The 16446-nt window shown below is 69.6% G+C and carries 15 protein-coding genes; 7 read left to right on the top strand and 8 right to left on the bottom strand.

Annotated features, from left to right (window positions below):
• Positions 1-473: 473 nt before the first annotated feature.
• Positions 474-1931 carry a recombinase family protein gene (locus tag LG278_RS14120; RefSeq protein WP_404387829.1) on the top strand — a complete coding sequence of 486 codons (1458 nt, stop codon included), beginning with the start codon at positions 474-476 and terminating at the stop codon, positions 1929-1931.
• Positions 1932-2148: 217 nt separating this feature from the next.
• Here the strand turns inward: LG278_RS14120 and LG278_RS14115 are convergent, their stop codons facing one another.
• From LG278_RS14115 to LG278_RS14105, 3 genes are all read right to left on the bottom strand, one after another.
• The gene (locus LG278_RS14115) at positions 2149-2637 is read right to left on the bottom strand and encodes a hypothetical protein (RefSeq protein WP_404387827.1); all 489 of its coding nucleotides are present in this window, start codon (positions 2635-2637) and stop codon (positions 2149-2151) included.
• Complete coding sequence (locus tag LG278_RS14110) at positions 2634-3080, bottom strand: helix-turn-helix domain-containing protein (protein ID WP_404387825.1); 447 nt, start codon at positions 3078-3080, stop codon at positions 2634-2636. Before LG278_RS14110 ends, LG278_RS14115 begins: the two co-directional genes overlap by 4 nt.
• Before the next feature lie 110 nt (positions 3081-3190).
• On the bottom strand, positions 3191-3460 hold the full coding sequence (locus tag LG278_RS14105; RefSeq protein ID WP_404387823.1) for a type II toxin-antitoxin system RelE/ParE family toxin: 270 nt from the start codon (positions 3458-3460) through the stop codon (positions 3191-3193).
• 1269 nt (positions 3461-4729) lie between these two features.
• Here LG278_RS14105 and LG278_RS14100 point away from each other — a divergent pair.
• The 3 genes from LG278_RS14100 (at position 4730) to LG278_RS14090 (ending at position 7912) form a co-directional block, all read left to right on the top strand.
• Positions 4730-5326, top strand: a complete 597-nt coding sequence (locus tag LG278_RS14100) for an ATP-binding protein (RefSeq protein WP_404387821.1) — start codon at positions 4730-4732, stop codon at positions 5324-5326.
• Complete coding sequence (dprA, locus tag LG278_RS14095) at positions 5323-6429, top strand: DNA-processing protein DprA (RefSeq protein ID WP_404387819.1); 1107 nt, start codon at positions 5323-5325, stop codon at positions 6427-6429. Before LG278_RS14100 ends, dprA begins: the two co-directional genes overlap by 4 nt.
• Before the next feature lie 574 nt (positions 6430-7003).
• Entirely contained in the window at positions 7004-7912 is a 909-nt protein-coding gene (locus LG278_RS14090; RefSeq protein WP_404387817.1) for a tyrosine recombinase XerC, read from the top strand.
• Positions 7913-8040: 128 nt separating this feature from the next.
• Here LG278_RS14090 and LG278_RS14085 read toward each other — a convergent pair whose 3' ends face one another.
• The 4 genes from LG278_RS14085 to LG278_RS14070 form a co-directional block, all read right to left on the bottom strand.
• Positions 8041-8571, bottom strand: a complete 531-nt coding sequence (locus tag LG278_RS14085; RefSeq protein ID WP_404387815.1) for a murein hydrolase activator EnvC family protein — start codon at positions 8569-8571, stop codon at positions 8041-8043.
• Positions 8572-8665: 94 nt separating this feature from the next.
• On the bottom strand, positions 8666-9826 hold the full coding sequence (locus LG278_RS14080; RefSeq protein ID WP_404387813.1) for a pyridoxal phosphate-dependent aminotransferase: 1161 nt from the start codon (positions 9824-9826) through the stop codon (positions 8666-8668).
• 29 nt (positions 9827-9855) lie between these two features.
• Complete coding sequence (locus tag LG278_RS14075; RefSeq protein WP_404387811.1) at positions 9856-10797, bottom strand: hypothetical protein; 942 nt, start codon at positions 10795-10797, stop codon at positions 9856-9858.
• Positions 10798-10983: 186 nt separating this feature from the next.
• On the bottom strand, positions 10984-12909 hold the full coding sequence (locus tag LG278_RS14070) for a DUF6541 family protein (protein ID WP_404387809.1): 1926 nt from the start codon (positions 12907-12909) through the stop codon (positions 10984-10986).
• Between the two features lie 280 nt (positions 12910-13189).
• Here LG278_RS14070 and rpsB point away from each other — a divergent pair, with 280 nt between their 5' ends.
• The 3 genes from rpsB to LG278_RS14055 all read left to right on the top strand — a co-directional run bounded on the left by rpsB (position 13190) and on the right by LG278_RS14055 (position 15749).
• Positions 13190-14146, top strand: coding sequence for a 30S ribosomal protein S2 (gene rpsB, locus LG278_RS14065; protein ID WP_404387807.1), 957 nt, complete (start codon positions 13190-13192; stop codon positions 14144-14146).
• Positions 14147-14207: 61 nt separating this feature from the next.
• Positions 14208-15035, top strand: a complete 828-nt coding sequence (gene tsf / locus LG278_RS14060) for a translation elongation factor Ts (RefSeq protein ID WP_404387805.1) — start codon at positions 14208-14210, stop codon at positions 15033-15035.
• Between the two features lie 120 nt (positions 15036-15155).
• A complete protein-coding gene (locus tag LG278_RS14055; RefSeq protein WP_404387803.1) occupies positions 15156-15749 on the top strand; it encodes an antibiotic biosynthesis monooxygenase in 594 nt (197 codons plus the stop codon).
• On the opposite strand, the gene LG278_RS14050 is transcribed toward LG278_RS14055, so the two are convergent.
• Positions 15715-16437, bottom strand: coding sequence for a hypothetical protein (locus LG278_RS14050; RefSeq protein ID WP_404387801.1), 723 nt, complete (start codon positions 16435-16437; stop codon positions 15715-15717). The two genes, LG278_RS14055 and LG278_RS14050, sit on opposite strands and share 35 nt — an antisense overlap.
• Between the last annotated feature and the right edge of the window lie 9 nt (positions 16438-16446).

Below are 16446 nucleotides of genomic sequence, written 5' to 3'. Positions count from 1 at the left end.
AGCAAAGGGGCGGTCCGACAGGGCGACCGAAGCCACTGGTATCTCGACCACGAGAACGACCCCGGTAAAGGCATGCCCGAGCGGGGATCCGGGGCAGACCCGGATGCGGAGCCAACGCTGGAGCCCGTGGACCCCCTGGCAGGATGCGAGTGAACTGGGGGAGCCCGGCCGTGTCTGTCCCGTGGATAATCCCCATACTGCAGAGCTACTGATCGCCTCATCGACCGACCCGCCGACCGACGGTGGTAATTGAGAGCAAGCAGGTAGTTCCCCTTGACAGGGGGCTACCTCTGCCCACTCTCCCTCCCCAGCCTCTCTCCGGTGGTGAGGGGTGCGCACGGATGAGGACGCCGGGCCTGCGCGACGGGACCGGCTCGTTCGCGGCTGCGAGCGCCGCCACGGGTGACAGGAGAACGCGCTGCGGATCACCAGCACCCAAGACGTTAGTCACCACCGAGCCCTACGGTGCCTCCATGTCAGCCGTTCCGCCCCTCGCCCCTGCCCTCTCCTCTTCCGACACGCCGCCTCGAGCGGTCGGCTACGTCCGCGTCTCCACCTACCGCGAGGAGAAGATCAGCCCCGAGCTTCAGGCGGCCGCGATCGAAGCTCACTGCCGGAGGGCCGGCTACCGGCTGCTCGAGATCAGGCAGGACTTGGACGCCACGGGACGGAACTTCGCGCGGACTGAAGTGCAGAGGACCATCTCGAAGATCGAGTCGGGTGAAGCGGAAGTCATCGTGGTCTGGAAGGTCAGTCGGTTCGGACGTAACCGGCGCGACTGGTACGTCAACAACGACCGTGTAGAGGTCGGCGGCGGTCGCCTCGAGTCCGCGACTGAGGACTTCGACTCGGCAACCAGCGTGGGCCGTTTCACTCGCGGGATGCTGGTTGAACTGGCTGCCTTTGAATCGGATCGCATCGGTGACGTATGGCGGGAGGTGCACGAGCGACGGTTGATCGAGGGGAAGCCGTCCCGCGGCGGCGACCGTTTCGGATATGAGCGCGTCGCGGGAGTGTACGTTCCTGACGCTGACACCTCGCAGCTGCTCATCGACATGTACTCGTGGTACGTGGCGGGCGTGGGCTTCTCGGGGATCGCACAACGGCTCAACGGCGCTGGGTCGCGTACGTTGGCAGGTGGCATGTGGTCGCGCGATCGCGTCACTAGGGTCATGGACTCGGGTTTCGGAGCGGGCCAACTGGTCAAGGGGCGGGGAACTGTCGCCCAGTACGTTCCTGGCGCACACGAAGCGGTTGTGAGCCCTGACTTGTGGGAGGCGTACCTGGCTGGGAGGCGGCGTCGTCGTGGGCAGGCTCCGGCGAGTTCCGCGCCCAAGTACGTTCTTTCGGGACTGATTCGGTGTGGCGACTGCGAACGTCCCATGCACTCATCTCGGCTCGGGAAGAAGGCTGGCTATGCCTATGTCTGCTCCGTCTGGCACTCCACGCGCGGATGCCGTTGCGTGAGCATCACCAGGATGCGGGCCGAAGCTGAGGTTCTCTTGTGGCTTCGCGAGGTCGCCACAGATGTGGATTCTGCTGCGCGGATCCACGAGCGGCGGGCCGATCTGGGGCCAGGCCTCGACAACGAGCGAGACAGGCTTGCACAGCAGGCGAGCAGGGTCGCGGCTCAGCTTGACAAGGCGACGCGAGGGTGGGCCGAGGGGAAGGTCCCAGACGACGCATACGATCGCCTGCGGGACTCGCTGATCGGGGAGCAGCAGGCGCTAAGTAGGCGCCTCACGATGATCGATCATGAACGGTCGAACCTCGAAGTTCCTATCGCTCCCATTGCGGTGGGACTCATCGAGGAGTGGGACACCCTGCCGGTGCCCGAACGCAGGGAGTTGCTGCGCAGCCTCGTCGCGCATGTAACGATTCTCAGGCCCCATGGCCCGGGTGCCCCTCGAATCGTCATCACGCCGCGCTAGGCACGGCCTCGATCGCCGGGGACCGTACGCGACATGCCCTCTCGCCTGTCTTGAGGTTCGAAGATGAGATGGACGCCAAGAACCCGGGGGTCTCCTCCCAAGACGGCCCGATCAGCGCCATGCAAGGCCGCGACAACCTGAGCATGCACACCACATCCCCCAGTTCGTGCGGTTGCGGGCATGCCGCGCACCCAACGGCCCTGCAGGGCTAACTTGATCAACGGACGATCTTCGCTACTCCGATCGTGAGGCCCGGGAGACCGAGTCGCGTGGTCTGGTCTTGGATCAACTCTCTGGCGTAGGGATGCAAAGTCATCACGCCAACCGACTCCGCGTATGCCTCGAGTTCATCCGTAGACAAGGGTTCGTCGTCATCGGCGGGCTCACCCAAGCCATAGAGAGCCAGCAGCGTGAAGCTCACTTCGGCGACTTCGATCTCCGCCTCGACAGCGTCGTCGTGCGCGTCCTGTTCCTCCCCGTATGCGTTTGTCTTCAAGGTGTACTCAGCGCTGATCACGAAGAAGTTCGCATCGTCGTCACGCTGCGCCGTCGCATCGACCTCCAGGTCAACCGTGTAGGGAGGGTCCGCACCAAACTCCTTGAGTTGAGTCTTGAGGCTATACAGCCGCACGTCCTGCACCTGCGCGCGCGCGCCAACTCGGCCAGAGGCCTCCCAGCGACTCCACGGAATAACGAGATCGCTCATGAAGCGAGACCGAAGTCCTCTCTGCGGGACCGAGCCGCACTCCAAGCGACCGCATCCCGCGCTGAGACGGGGCTGCCCTTGACTTCTACCTCCACGCGCACCTCATCCGTGACATAGAGGAAGTCGACATGATTTCGCGGCTTCCATGCCGTCACGGGCGGCATGTCCAGGTCCGTGACGAGGCGTGCGCACACAGCACGCGCGTACCGCTGCAAGGTGGACAGTCGGGGGTCTGCACCACCGTTTTCGAACCCGGACACCATCGGCTGCTTCACGCCCATGCGCTGGGCGACCTCCTTCTGGGTCAAGCCAGACTCGACGCGGAGTCGCACCAGCCGCGCGATCAGGTCGTTCCGAGCGTCGAGGTCTTCACGAGCCTCTCGATACTCGAAGGACTTCATCGACTCTGCGATCTCGGCCTCGAGCTCGTCGACAAAACGCACGCCCACAGGGGTCCCCTCTTTGCGTCGGTGGAGTACCGAACCTGGGTATCGGTCGTGACCGATACTAGTCATGATCCTTCCAGTGTCTACAGGGAACCCTGTAGATACACCTACGGAGGCGGCTGCTTGCCGTTCCGCGCCTGCCAAGCCGCCCACCGCTTGGCCGCCTGGCCGAAGTCAGTCTTCTCGGTGTCCTTGTAGAACGCGTCGAGCGCGACGAGGAAGTTGCCCCAGACTGCGAACAGCAGCCGGTACTCGTTGTTCCGCTCGCGGTACCGCAGCTCGTGGATCCCGCTGGCGAGGTACTTGTGTTCCTTCGGCATGTCCTTCCGGAACCGGAAGCGGGTCATGATGTCATCGAGCCCCGCCCTGGCGGTCACGGGCAACTTCTCCTTGGCCTTCTTCGCCGGTTGCGCACCCCCATCCGAGGCGGTCCAGTAGATCCAACCAGCGTACGGCGGCAGTACCTTGGGCGCCGCTTGGCGTGCCGGCGTAGAGGCAGGGGGCATTGGTTCACCGCGCGGCGGCTTACGCTTCGCCACCTGGTTACCACCCCCGTTGTGTCAGGGTCTAAAGGTACATAACGAAGGGCGGGCAACCACGAAAGTTGCCCGCCCTTCTCTGGATCAGCCGCGACCAGACCCGTTCTTGCTCGGGTCGACGTTCACCCAGCGGCCTCCGGGCTTCGGAGTCGGCGGAAGTCGGTGCCCTCGGGGCATCGTGACCTCGTTGCCTCCACCCACCGGGCGGTACTGGCCGGACGTCGGAGCCGGCGTGCCGGGCTTCGAACCTCGAGGAGCCATGTTGGCTCCCTCCTTGTCTGAAGCATCAGATCCGGGTCGGACTCCGGGTTCCGCCCCTTGGCGGACCGCAGCCTGTAGAGTCGTCGAGCGCGACCAACGCATCGAAGGCCCTTGACCCGGAGAACTCCCTCGGGCGAGGGCCTTCTCCGCTTCGGAGACAAGGATAGCCTGCCTCGTATCGGTTGCAACCAATACTGGGACGCGATAGTTACATCCGTGGAACTTCCCGCTGTCTACGCACGAACTGGGTCGAAGAAACTTGTGCAGGGTCTCACATTCTGGACCGTTACAGCATCGTGATGGCCCTCACGCACAACTATGCACTGCGCAATTGGCGTTTGCCCTCCACTGTCGGGCCCGTGGCCGGCATCCTCTCTGCAGTCTTCGCATGGCATGCCAGAGTCCTGTTACGGATCAGGCCACGACCCGCGGCGGAGGCCGCGAATCTTCTCTTCCAGGTCGAAGATGCTCGGGCCTCCCGGCACGAACGCTGCCTGTGCCGCCTCGCGGACGGGGAGAGAGTCGCGCCGTGCCCGCGCGGCGGCGAGCACCTTTCCCGCGGTCGTGAGAGCGCTCTGAGAAGGTCGTGTGTCAATCACGAGCCGGAAGATGCGCCCTCCGACCATCTAGTGTCGCCTCCTGGATGCAGGGGCGGCTCTCTCGCCGTTCTGAGCTGCCGGACCCGCAGGCGGCACCAACTGATTTTGCCTCCCAGGCGCTTCGCGCAGCGCCGCTGCTGCCGCCCCTCCGCCTGCTCCGCGCTGGAGCCACCAGTCCCGCGTTCCACGATCCACCTATGGGTCTGTCGCCCCGTTACTGGATGAGACTCCTGAGTTCTCCAAGGCGGTGCTCCAGTCGTTGCGCACACCGCTCGAGACGGGGTCGGTGTCCATCGCTCGTGCGCAGGAGTCGGTCACCTTCCCCGCGCGCTTCCAGCTGGTGATGGCCGCCAACCCGTGCCCGTGCGGCCACGGGTGGGGCAAGGGCCTCGACTGCACGTGCACGCCGCTGATGCGGCGCACCTACTTCGGACGTCTGAGCGGCCCGCTGCTCGACCGCGTCGACCTCCAGGTCCACGTGCAGCCTCCTGGTCTCTCCCTCGCCGGGCAGGCTCCGGGGGAGTCCAGCGCTGCGGTGGCAGCGCGTGTGATGGCGGCTCGGCTGGCCCAGGCCGAGCGCTGGGGACCCGCGGTCGGCGCTCGCAGCCCGGTCAACGCCGACGTGCCCGGGTCGGTGCTGCGGTCAGCGCCGTGGCGTCTGTCGCCGAACGCCACGGCCACCCTCGACCGCGCCCTCGAGACGGGCTCCCTCAGCCTGCGCGGCTACGACCGCTCGCTGCGTGTGGCCTGGACGATCGCCGACCTGACGCGGGTGGAGCGACCCGAGCGCGAGCAGGTCGACCTCGCCCTCTCGCTGCGGCACCGTCCGGGGGTGGCGGCGTGAGGCCCGACGACCGGTGGGCGCGAGCGGCGCTGTCCCGCCTGGCCGAGCCGTGCGACAAGGAGGTGCACGCCCTCGTCGAGTCCCTCGGTGCCGTGGAGACGGTGCATCGTATCCACGAGGGCGCGGGAAAGCTCGCCCGGTTCGCCGCGCGGGTGGCCACTTTCGACAGCGAGCGCGACCTGGCCATCGCCGGCACCGTGGGCGCTCGCGTCGTCGTGCCCTCCGACGAGGAGTGGCCCGAGCCGTTGGACGGCATCGCGTTGCCACCGTGGTGCCTGTGGGTGCGGGGACCACTTCACCTCGGCGAGGCCGTCGACCGCTCGGTCGCGGTGGTCGGGTCTCGCACGGCCACCTCCTACGGCGAGCAGATCGCCGCTGATCTCGCTGCCGGGCTGGCCACGCGGGGCTGGACCGTCGTCTCAGGAGCCGCCTTCGGCATCGACGGGAGCGCCCACCGCGGGGCCCTCGCCGTCGACGGCCCGACCGTGGCGGTGCTAGCCGGCGGCGTCGAACGCCCCTACCCTGCGGCGCACTCCGCACTGATCAACCGCATCGCCGCGCAGGGGCTCGTCGTGTCCGAGGTGGCGCCTGGCTCCGCTCCCATGCGGTCGCGCTTCCTCTCGCGCAACCGGCTCATCGCGGGCATGACCCGCGGCACGGTGGTCGTCGAGGCCGACCTCAGGTCGGGCTCACGGAACACCGTCGGGCACGCGACGGACGCCGGGCGTCCGGTCGGGGCGGTGCCGGGTCCGATCACGTCGATGGCCTCGTCGGGGTGTCACCAGGAGATCCGCGACGGGCGCGCGATCCTCGTCACCTCCGTTGCGGAGATCATCGACCTCGTCGGCGAGATCGGGGCCGATGCCTGCGAGCCGCTCCACGGGCCGGTCCTGCCCGAGGACGGGCTGTCGCTCCTCGACGCGGCAGTGCTCGAGGCGGTGCCCTTCCGGGTCGGCGCCGATCTCGACCGCCTCGTCGTGGCCACCGCGCAGCCGGCGATCGGTATCCGCGCAGCCCTGGGGCGCCTCGAGCGTGCCGACCTCGTGGTGGAGTCCGAGGGGCGGTGGCGCAAGCGCCCGGTGCGCTCGACCAGCGCCGGGTGACCTCGCTCCACGGCAGCTGCTCAGCGCCCAACCGGCTGGCGGCCGGTCGCACCACGTCGAGTGGGCACTTTCCACCGGACGACGTGGGTGAGAAGTGCCCACTTGACGGACTGCTGGGTCGAGTGCCCAGTTCCCCACGGCCGAAACTGAGCACTCGACGTTGAGCCATGTCGAGTGGGCACTTTCCGCCGGACGACGTGGGTGAGAAGTGCCCACTCGACCGAGTGCTCGTCGAGTGCCCAGTTCTCCGCGGCCGAAACTGAGCACTCGACGTTGAGCCATGTCGAGTGGGCACTTTGCACCAGCTTGGCTTCAGCTCGTCTGCGCAACACGAATCGTGTGGAGGCAGGCAATGGGTGGTATCTCGGGGAGGTACTCCTTCGTTCAGCGGCCGCAGGCGTTGGGGCTGCGGGAGCAGGGCCGGCCGGCGGTAGGGGTGGCGCGACGGATCGGGGTGGGTGCGGCTGTCGGGAAGTGGGCACCCGACTGCGGCTCGTCCTTCGGAGGGGTTGCCGTGGGGGTGAAGGTTTGCGATGGTGCGGGAGTGACGGATGTGGCGTCTGAACCGGAGAACGTGCTCGAGAGGCACGCTGAGCTCCTGCACGCCTACGGTCGCCACCTCGGGGCCGAGCGCGGTCGGTCGCCGCACACCCGGCGGGCCTACCTCGGCGACGTGCGCAACCTGCTGACCTTCGCGTCGGGCCGCGGCATCAGGGATCTCGACGAGATGCGCATCGCCGATCTGCGTGCCTGGTTGGGCGAGCAGGCCGACGCGGGGGCCGCTCGGTCGACGATCGCCCGGCGTGCGGCGTCGGCCAGGACCTTCCTCGGTTGGGCCGCGCATACCGGACGGATCCCGACCGACCCGTCGCTGCGTCTCGTCGCCCCCAAGCGGCACTCGACCCTGCCTGATGTGCTCAAGCAGGCCGAAGCCGGCGAGCTGCTCGACGTCGCCGCCGTGCGGTCCGACGACGCAGACCCGGTCCACGTGCGAGACAGGGCCATGCTCGAGCTGCTCTATGCCAGCGGCATCCGCGTGGGCGAGCTCGCAGCGCTCGACGTCGATGACCTCGACCTCGACCAGCGCGTCGTCCGGGTGATGGGCAAGGGGTCGAAGGAGCGCGTCGTGCCCTTCGGGGAGCCGGCCCGCCGCAGCCTGTTGGGCTGGCTTTCCGCGCGCGGCACACTTGCCACGGCGACCTCCGGCCCGGCCCTCTTCCTGGGCCGTCGTGGCAGGAGGGTCGACGCGCGACAGGTGCGCTCGACGGTGCACGAGCTGCTGTCGCACCTGCCCGATGCTCCCGATCTCGGTCCGCACGGCCTGCGCCACAGCGCCGCGACCCACCTGCTCGAGGGGGGCGCCGACCTGCGCATCGTCCAAGAGCTGCTGGGCCATGCGAGCCTCGCGACGACCCAGCTCTACACGCATGTCTCGGTCGATCGCCTGCGCACGAGCTACGAGCAGGCCCACCCGAGGGCCTGACAGGTCTGGGCGAGGCGCACCGGCAGTGGCCGGCAGTGACCGGCGTCACCGGAAGTCATGGCTGCGGCCCCGCAGCGCCGGCCGGATCATGTCCACGCAGCGACGCAGTCGCCCGGCCAGCCCGCGCATCAGCGCAGCGGGAGCAGCACGATGCGCGCGCGGCCGACGAAGGCCAACGGATCGAGGTAGGTGCGACCGCGCAGCACGCCCCAATGCAGGCAGCTCGCCGGGGCGCAGTGACCCGGCTCAGCAGCGATGCTGCCCACCGGGTCTCCCTGCGCCACTGCGGTGCCCACGGGTTGTGACGGCGTCACGGGCTCGAAGGTGCTGCGCAGCCCGTCGGCGTGGCTCACGACGACGACGCCGCGCCCAGCCAACCGGCCGGCATACGTCACGGTGCCGGCAGTGGGGGAGCGCACGACCTGGCCGACGGTGCCGACGAGGTCGACGCCGCGGTGCCCGGGCAGCCACGGCTGGTCGGGCGGGTCGAATCGCCGCGCCACCTGGGGCACCGGCTCTAGCGGCCACGACCACCGAGCAGCCCCGGCCGAGCCGGACTCGACTGCAGCAGTGGCCGACTGAGCAGGAGGACCAGCGATCGCGCCCACCCCGGCGCTGACAGCGAGCGCGATCGATACCACGGCGGAGCTGAACGACATGCCCCATCGTCAGCCCTGGCGGCGGGCCCGCCGGCGTCACGCGCACGACCTGTGGACGACCCGGCCGCCAGCACGGGGGTGTGGACAACCGGTGTCAGGTCGCTGCCGCGGCGAGGCGCCGGCTCGCCTCGAGCAGCACCTCGTCGTGCTTGCAGAAGGCGAAGCGGATCAGGGTGCGTGCGGCGTCTGCGTCGTCGTGGAACACCGACACCGGCACGCCGACGACACCGGCGATCGACGGCAGGCGCCGAGCGAACTCGAGCCCGTCGACGGCCCCGAGCGGCGCCGCGTCGGCGATGACGAAGTAGGTGCCCGACGGACGCGACACCTGCAGACCGCACTGCTCTAGGGCCGAGCACAGCAGGTCTCGCTTCGCCTGGAGCGAGTCGCGCAGGCCGGCATACACCTCATCACCGAGGCCGAGCGCAAGGGCCACGGCGGGCTGGAACGGCCCCGAGGCGACGTAGGTGAGGAACTGCTTGACGGTGCGGGCGGCCGCCACCGCCTCGGCCGGCCCGGTCAGCCAGCCGACCTTCCACCCGGTTGCCGAGAACGTCTTGCCGCCCGAGCTGATCGTGATCGTGCGCTCGGCCATGCCGGGCAGCGTGGCCACGGGGACGTGCTCGGCGCCGTCGAAGACGAGGTGCTCGTAGACCTCGTCGGTGACGACCCACGCGTCGTGCTCGCGCGCCAGCGACGCGACGAGCTCGAGCTCGTCGCGGGTGAAGACCTTGCCCGTCGGGTTGTGCGGCGTGTTGAGCAGGACGAGACGCGTGCGCGACGAGAACGCCGCCCGCAGCGACGCCTCGTCGACCGCGAAGTCGGGGAAGCGCAGCACCGACGTGCGGCGGGTCGCTCCGGCAAGAGCGATCGTGGCGGCATACGAGTCGTAGTAGGGCTCGAAGGTGACGACCTCGTCACCGGGCTCGCACAGCGCGAGGACGACGGAGGCGATCGCCTCCGTCGCTCCGGCCGTGACGAGCACCTGCGACGCCGGGTCGAGCGAGATCCCGTAGAAGCGCTCCTGGTGGGCGGCGATCGCCGCCAGCAGCTCGGGCACGCCGGGGCCGGGTGGGTACTGGTTGCGCCCGCCGTCGATCGCCGCCTTGGCCGCCTCCAGCATCTCGCGCGGGCCGTCGGTGTCGGGGAAGCCCTGGCCGAGGTTGATCGCGCCGGTGCGTGCCGCGAGGGCCGACATCTCGGCGAAGATCGTCGTCCCGAAGGGCTGCATGCGCGAGATCAGCGGCGAGCTCATGACCACCAACCTACCGAGCCGGTATGCCGTCACCCTCCTCCCGAGCCCGGTGCACCTTCCGATGCGCGCGCGGAAGGGCGCCACGGCAGCCCCTCGAAGAGCATGAGCAGACAGCTGCCCGCGAGGCCGACGAGCAGACCGCTCCAGAAGAGCGCCCGGTCGGCGCGACGGGACGCGTTCAAGGAGGAGGCCTCGAGCGTCACGGGTCCGACGCTGAGGATTCGGACTCCCGGGTCCTCGCCGCCGCGTCGGCCCTCGACCTCAGCGCCGTCCCAGTAGATGCCCATCTCGAAGTCGGTTCTCGTGCCGGTGAGCGCCCGCGCATCATGCGCGGACCAGCCTGAAGGGAGAGCGCCGAGGACGGTGAATGGGCGAATCGTGTCCTCCCGGGTCGCCGCGATGGCCGTCGTGGGGGTGAGCACCGTGAGATTGGGAGCCTGCAGATGCAGCTCGATGTCGTCCTTGGTGATGATGGATGATGCGTCGACGCCGCAGCTCACAAAGGGGTACGAGTCCGTCTCGCGGTCGTCAACACGAAGGAAGCGATAGCCCCCACGGGTAGTGCCGAACTCGTAGCGGTCGAGCGCATCCAGCAGTGACGCCTCCGCTGAGGGGAGGGCCGGCACTTCCTGCAGGATCGGGCTGGCCGAACCAGGATTTGCGACGGTGTCTCGCGAGCAACGAACCAGTGCATCGGCGGTGGCGCTGTCCGCCACGGCGAAGAACATCGGCAGGCCGGCCGTGCTGTCGAATGCGCCCTGGTCGGTCCAGAAGGTGTCCCACGTGAGCGCCGCCCGAGGCTCGGGGGTGTGGCGTGCGTGCCAGCTGACGGCCACGGAGTAGTCCGGCGCAGCCTGTGCGGTCGGTAGCACGGGCAGGACGATGATGCGGCCGAAGCCGGTGGGCAGGGCTGATTGGGGCGGCAGCCCGATCAGGATCGCAGCTCCGAAGAGCATGAGGCCGGCGATCACGAGCGCGGTCGTGCGCACGCGGGCCTGCAGCAGTCTGTCAATCATGCGAGCGCGCCTGCTCGGTGGGGGCGGGGCCGGCTCCACCTCTCCAGTGTGCCGACCTCACCCGAGCGAAGTGGGCAAACCCGGCAACCGCGGGAGGCAAGCGGACGGGGACGGTGGCGCGCCGACGCTGGGCGAGCGCGGCTATCCGAGGCCGCAGGCGGTGATCCTGTAGAGCGTGTAGTCACCGACAGTGCGGACCTTCTGGAGCCCGTCGACGGTGTCGAGGTCGGTGAGGCCCGAGGAGCGCTCGGGCCGGTCGAGCCAGTAGACGTGCGTGGAGTCGATGGCCCAGCGAATGTCGTGCCGGGCGAGGGCAGCACACACGTCGGGCCGGTTGACGATGTCGTTGAAGCCCGTGCCGATGACGATCTCGTCGCCGGTCGTCGGGATCGGGATCGACCGGTAGAGGGTGTTGGTGCCGAAGAGGGCGAACATCAGGGGGCTGCCGTTCTCGGGGCGACCCACGACGCCCTCACCCTCGGGGATGAGGCCGGCGATCTCGCGCAGCGACTCCTGCGCCTCGAAGGAGAGGATGACCTTCTGCGGTGCGTCCGGCCGGAAGAAGCTCGACAGCAGGCTGCTCCGAGTACCGGCGTCGAGCACGACGGTCGACAGCGGCAGCACCGCGAGGGCGAGGGCGGCCGCGACCGTCGGGCGGGTGCGCAGCGGCGGCAGCCGGGACAGCAGCGCGCGCAGGGCAGGTGCGGCCGCAGCGACGAGCACGACGCCGGGCACGGCTGCGAGAGAAGCGAGCCGGACCTTGTCGTTGTACCAGTAGCCCGTGATGAGCGCGGTCCAGGACTCCGTCGACGAGGCGGCCATGACATAGAGCGCGACGCAGGCCAGCCACATCGCGACGACCGGCAGGGCAGCGCGGGCGCGCAGGACGATCCAGCCGATGCCGAGCACGATGAGCAGCAGCAGGCCCCAGAGCACGCTCGGGATCTGGAGGCGTCCACCGACGACCTCGACGAGGGCAGTCCAGATCGAGACGCGGTCCTTCCACTCGTAGGACTGGGTGGAGGCCAGGCGCGCGGACACGACGGGCGCGACCAGCAGGCCGCCGACGACGGCCAGGGCGACGAGGGCGAGGTCGCGGGCCACCTTCCACCACGCCAGGTGGCCAAGCAGCCCCGCACGCACCCGGGCCGAGCCGAACCAGACGAGGGCAAAGACGACGAGGGCGACGAGCGCGTTGGGCTGGATCAGCGCGAGACCGGGCAGCGCAGCGGCGAACCCGAGCCACTGGCCGACCCGCCGCGACCGCGCCGCCTGGAGCATGAGGGCCAGCGCCCCGGGTGTCAGCGCCGTGGCCATCAGGTTGGGCCAGAGGACGCCCCAGCCGAGGAGGATCGTCGGGAACGACACGAAGGCCGCGGAGGCCAGCCCACCGGCATACGTCACGAGCCGTGAGGTGCCGAGCGCGTGCCGCACGAGGGCGACGCACCCGACCGGCCACACGACCGCGGCGAGCACGACGGTCGCCACGTTGGTGCCCGGCAGCGCCGCTGCGACACCGGGCAGCAGGCTCGTCGCGATCCACGCGTGGAAGCCGTTGGGGTAGAAGGTCGGGTTGGCGATCGAGAAGTTGCCGGTGTCGAGGAAGAGGGCGATCCGGTTGAGGTGGTAGACGGCGTCGGGGCTGTCTACTAGCTCGTCGGGGCGTCCGATCGCCGGCAGGATCGTCACGAGGGCGATGAGCACGCCCAGGGCGATCGCTCCCACGACGTCGGGCCGGGGGCGGCCGAGCAGCCGACGGGTCGGCGACACGGCGGGGGCCTCGGGCCCCGCCCAGCGCTCGGGGAGGCGGCCGACGAGTCGCCCCACGCCCCACGCGACGGCGAACGACACCACGGTCACGCCCGCGAGCGTCAGCAGGCCCCAGCCGATCCCGAGCCGCTGGGCGACCGTGGCGGCAGCGGCGATGAGACCCACCGACACGGCCGGCGACACGGCCAGCGCCTCGAGCCCGCGCGACCCCAGGGCGCGCACGACGAGCCAGCCGGGCAGGAAGAGCACCACGGTGAGGACGACGAACGCCGGGACCGTCTCCACCCAGTGCGTCATGCGGGTCATTGTGGTGGGTCGGCTCGATTTCTCCACAACCCGACGCAGGTCGTAAGATGGCGGGCGGTCACGTGTGCTCGTTGCACGGACCGAAATTCGCGCGTCTCCGTCCGGGCCAAGACCCGGGTCGCACCACGGCAGTCCCACTCCTCCTCGGAGGGCGGGCGGGGTGCGTCGAGACGCCAGGAGCGGCGTATGCCGTCGGGCTCGTCCGTCACGGACGACCTCCGCCGCGCGCACGCAGACAACTGACAACCCCACTACACCAGGAGGACACGGCATGGCCGTCGTCACCATGCGCCAGCTCCTCGAGAGCGGCGTCCACTTCGGGCACCAGACCCGTCGCTGGAACCCCAAGATGAAGCGCTTCATCATGACCGAGCGCAACGGCATCTACATCATCGACCTCCAGCAGTCGCTGACGTACATCAACAACGCCTACGAGTTCGTCAAGGAGACCGTCGCCCACGGCGGCACCATCCTCTTCGTCGGCACGAAGAAGCAGGCCCAGGAGCCGATCGCCGAGCAGGCGACGCGCGTCGGAATGCCCTACGTCAACCACCGCTGGCTCGGTGGCATGCTCACCAACTTCCAGACGATCTCCAAGCGCCTCACGCGCCTCAAGGAGCTCGAGGAGCTCAACTTCGACGACGTGGCCGGCTCCGGCTACACGAAGAAGGAGCTGCTCATCCTCAAGCGCGAGATGATCAAGCTCGAGCGCACCCTCGGCGGCATCCGCACGATGGCCAAGGTCCCCTCGGCCGTCTGGATCGTCGACACGAAGAAGGAGCACCTCGCCGTCGACGAGGCCCGCAAGCTCGGCCTGCCGGTCATCGCGATCCTCGACACGAACTGCGACCCCGACGAGGTCGACTACAAGATCCCCGGCAACGACGACGCGATCCGCTCCGTCACGCTTCTGACGCGGGTCATCGCCGACGCCGTCGCCGACGGTCTCATGCAGCGCTCGTCGGGCAAGTCGGGCGGCGACGCCCAGGCCGAGGAGCCGCTGGCCGAGTGGGAGCGCGAGCTCTACGCCGACGCCGCTGCTGCCACGGAGGCCCCGGCCGCTGAGGCTCCTGCTGCGGAGGCCACCGAGGCCCCCGCCGCCGAGGCTCCGGAGGCTCCTGCCGCCGAGGCTCCCGCGGCTGAGGCCACCGAGGCCCCCGCCGCCGAGGCCGACGCCGAGGCCACCGAGGCTCCCGCCGCCGAGGCCGAGGTCGCCGAGAAGGCCTGAGCCCTTCGCGGCCAGTCCCTTTCGAGTCATACACCCACGGACGAAAAGAGCGATACAGAGCATGGCGAACTACACCGCCGCTGACATCAAGGCACTGCGCGAGCAGACCGGCGCCGGCATGATGGACGTCAAGAAGGCGCTCGACGAGGCTGACGGCGACCGCGCCAAGGCCGTCGAGATCCTTCGCGTCAAGGGCCTCAAGGGCGTCACGAAGCGTGAGGGACGCTCGGCCTCCAACGGTCTCGTGGCGGCCCAGGCCGGCGACGGCGTCGGCACCCTCGTCGAGGTCAACTGCGAGACGGACTTCGTCGCCAAGGGCGAGAAGTTCATTGCCCTCGCCGACCAGGTGCTGGCGCAGGCCGTGGCCTCCAAGGCCACCGACGCCGACTCGCTCCTGGCGAGCACGCTCGATGACGGCAAGACCGTCAAGGAGCTGCTCGACGAGGCCAACGCCACCATCGGCGAGAAGATCGAGGTGCGCCGCGTGGCTCGCCTCGAGGGCGACACGGTCGTCTCCTACCTCCACAAGACGAGCCCCGACCTGCCCGCGCAGATCGGCGTCATCGTCGCGCTCGAGGGCGAGGAGTCCGTGGGCCGCGACGTCGCGATGCACATCGCCGCGTTCAGCCCCACGGTCCTGACCCGCGAGGAGGTCCCGGCCGAGACGGTCGAGAACGAGCGTCGCGTCGCCGAGGCCACGGCGAAGGAGGAGGGCAAGCCCGAGGCTGCTCTCCCGCGCATCGTCGAGGGTCGCGTCAACGGCTACTTCAAGGAGAACGTCCTGCTCGAGCAGCCGTTCGCCAAGGAGCCCAAGAAGACCGTCGCCAAGGTGCTCGAGGAGGGCGGCGCCACGGCGAAGTCCTTCGCGCGCTTCCGCGTCGGCCAGTGAGGTCACCCCTCACGCACCTCTCGTAGCGCAAACCCGCGCATCACGACGACGTATGCCGGTCGCCCCCTGTGGGCGGCCGGCATCGTTGCGTCCCAAGCACTTTGACTCCTGGGAGCCCCGATGGTCACCTCCACCGACAACGTCACGGCGCCGACGGATGGCCCGCTGACCGTCTCGATCACGCGACGGGTGCGCCCTGCCGACGAGCTGCTCATGCAGGCCTGGGTGCACGCCGGCACCTCGATGGCCGAGCGCTTCGACGGCTTCCTCGGGGCCGGCTGGGTGCGCTCCGGCGACGAGGACTGGCGCATGCTCTACCGCTTCGACTCCCGCGCACACCTCGACGCCTGGGAGCGCTCGAGCGAGCGGATGCGCTGGCTGCGGTCGGCCGCCGACCTCGTCGAGAACCGCCGCACCGAGTACCGCACCGGCATCGAGGGCTGGTTCGACGAGCCGGAGACGCTCACGGTGCACGACGCGGCGCAGGCGACCCGTGTGACCGCTCCGGCGCCGCCGCGGTGGAAGCAGGCCACGGTCATCTGGATGGCCTTCTTCCCCACGAGCCTCGCCCTGGCCTACCTGCTCGCCCCGGTGGGCGGCGACTGGCCGGTCGTCCTGCGCGTCCTGGTCTCCACGCTCCTCGCGACGCCGTGGATGACCTACCTCTTCCTTCCCTTCGTCACGCGCCTCTTCGCTCGCTGGCTGCGCGGCTGACGCCGGCCCTCACGCCCACTCCGTGGCCCGTCGGGCTCGGTGGGGTCAGGGCGACGGGGTGACGCGGGACCGGGTCGCGGCCTCGAGAGCGGCGGCCCAGCGCAGCACCTCGGCGTCCGCTCCCCGGCCTCCGATGAGCGTGGCCCCGACTGGCAGACCGCTCGACCGGAGCCCGAGCGGCGGCGAGGGCGACGAACCGCTGCCCGCGGGGGATGTGCCGCCGGAGGTCGCGCAGCCCGAGGCGTTGCAGCTCTCGGACCGAGGTCGGTCCGCCCGCGGCGCCCACCGCCGGCATCGTCTCGTGGGAGAGCCCGCCGAGCACCACCCGGAGCATGTCCTTGGCCAGGGCGGAGGCCGTCGCGGGGTCTGCCACCTCGACGTCGATGCAGGTCGCACCGAGCGACTCGAGCGCCGTCGCCGCGCGGTCGGGCATGGCGCCGTTGTCCCTCGTGTCCTCGAAGGGCGAGGTCTCGCGCACCACCTCTGCGCGGAGCACCCCCACCCGTGAGCCGGGCTGAAGGCCGGACGTGCCGTCGGCGTCGGCACGGACCGCGCCGCTCGTCATGGCGTCGAGCAGCACCGCTGCGTCGGCCACCGTGCGCGCACCCGCGAGCTCCGACGGGTTGTTGGCTCGCTCCACGCGCTTCGAGGCGATCAGTGACCGGGCGGCATCGAGGAGCAGGGGCACCATCGCACT

The sequence above is a fragment of the Humibacillus xanthopallidus genome (assembly GCF_044793955.1).
Lineage (GTDB): Bacteria > Actinomycetota > Actinomycetes > Actinomycetales > Dermatophilaceae > Humibacillus > Humibacillus xanthopallidus_C.
This window is presented reverse-complemented; position numbering and strand designations above follow the sequence as displayed.

Bases quoted from the DNA above. Each gene is read 5' to 3' on its own strand.
- tsf (WP_404387805.1), top strand. From the start codon at position 14,208: ATGGCGAACTACACCGCCGCTGACATCAAGGCACTGCGCGAGCAGACC.
- rpsB (WP_404387807.1), top strand. From the start codon at position 13,190: ATGGCCGTCGTCACCATGCGCCAGCTCCTCGAGAGCGGCGTCCACTTC.
- LG278_RS14115 (WP_404387827.1), bottom strand. From the start codon at position 2,637: ATGAGCGATCTCGTTATTCCGTGGAGTCGCTGGGAGGCCTCTGGCCGA.
- LG278_RS14070 (WP_404387809.1), bottom strand. From the start codon at position 12,909: ATGACGCACTGGGTGGAGACGGTCCCGGCGTTCGTCGTCCTCACCGTG.
- LG278_RS14055 (WP_404387803.1), top strand. From the start codon at position 15,156: ATGGTCACCTCCACCGACAACGTCACGGCGCCGACGGATGGCCCGCTG.
- LG278_RS14120 (WP_404387829.1), top strand. From the start codon at position 474: ATGTCAGCCGTTCCGCCCCTCGCCCCTGCCCTCTCCTCTTCCGACACG.
- LG278_RS14085 (WP_404387815.1), bottom strand. From the start codon at position 8,571: ATGTCGTTCAGCTCCGCCGTGGTATCGATCGCGCTCGCTGTCAGCGCC.
- LG278_RS14080 (WP_404387813.1), bottom strand. From the start codon at position 9,826: ATGAGCTCGCCGCTGATCTCGCGCATGCAGCCCTTCGGGACGACGATC.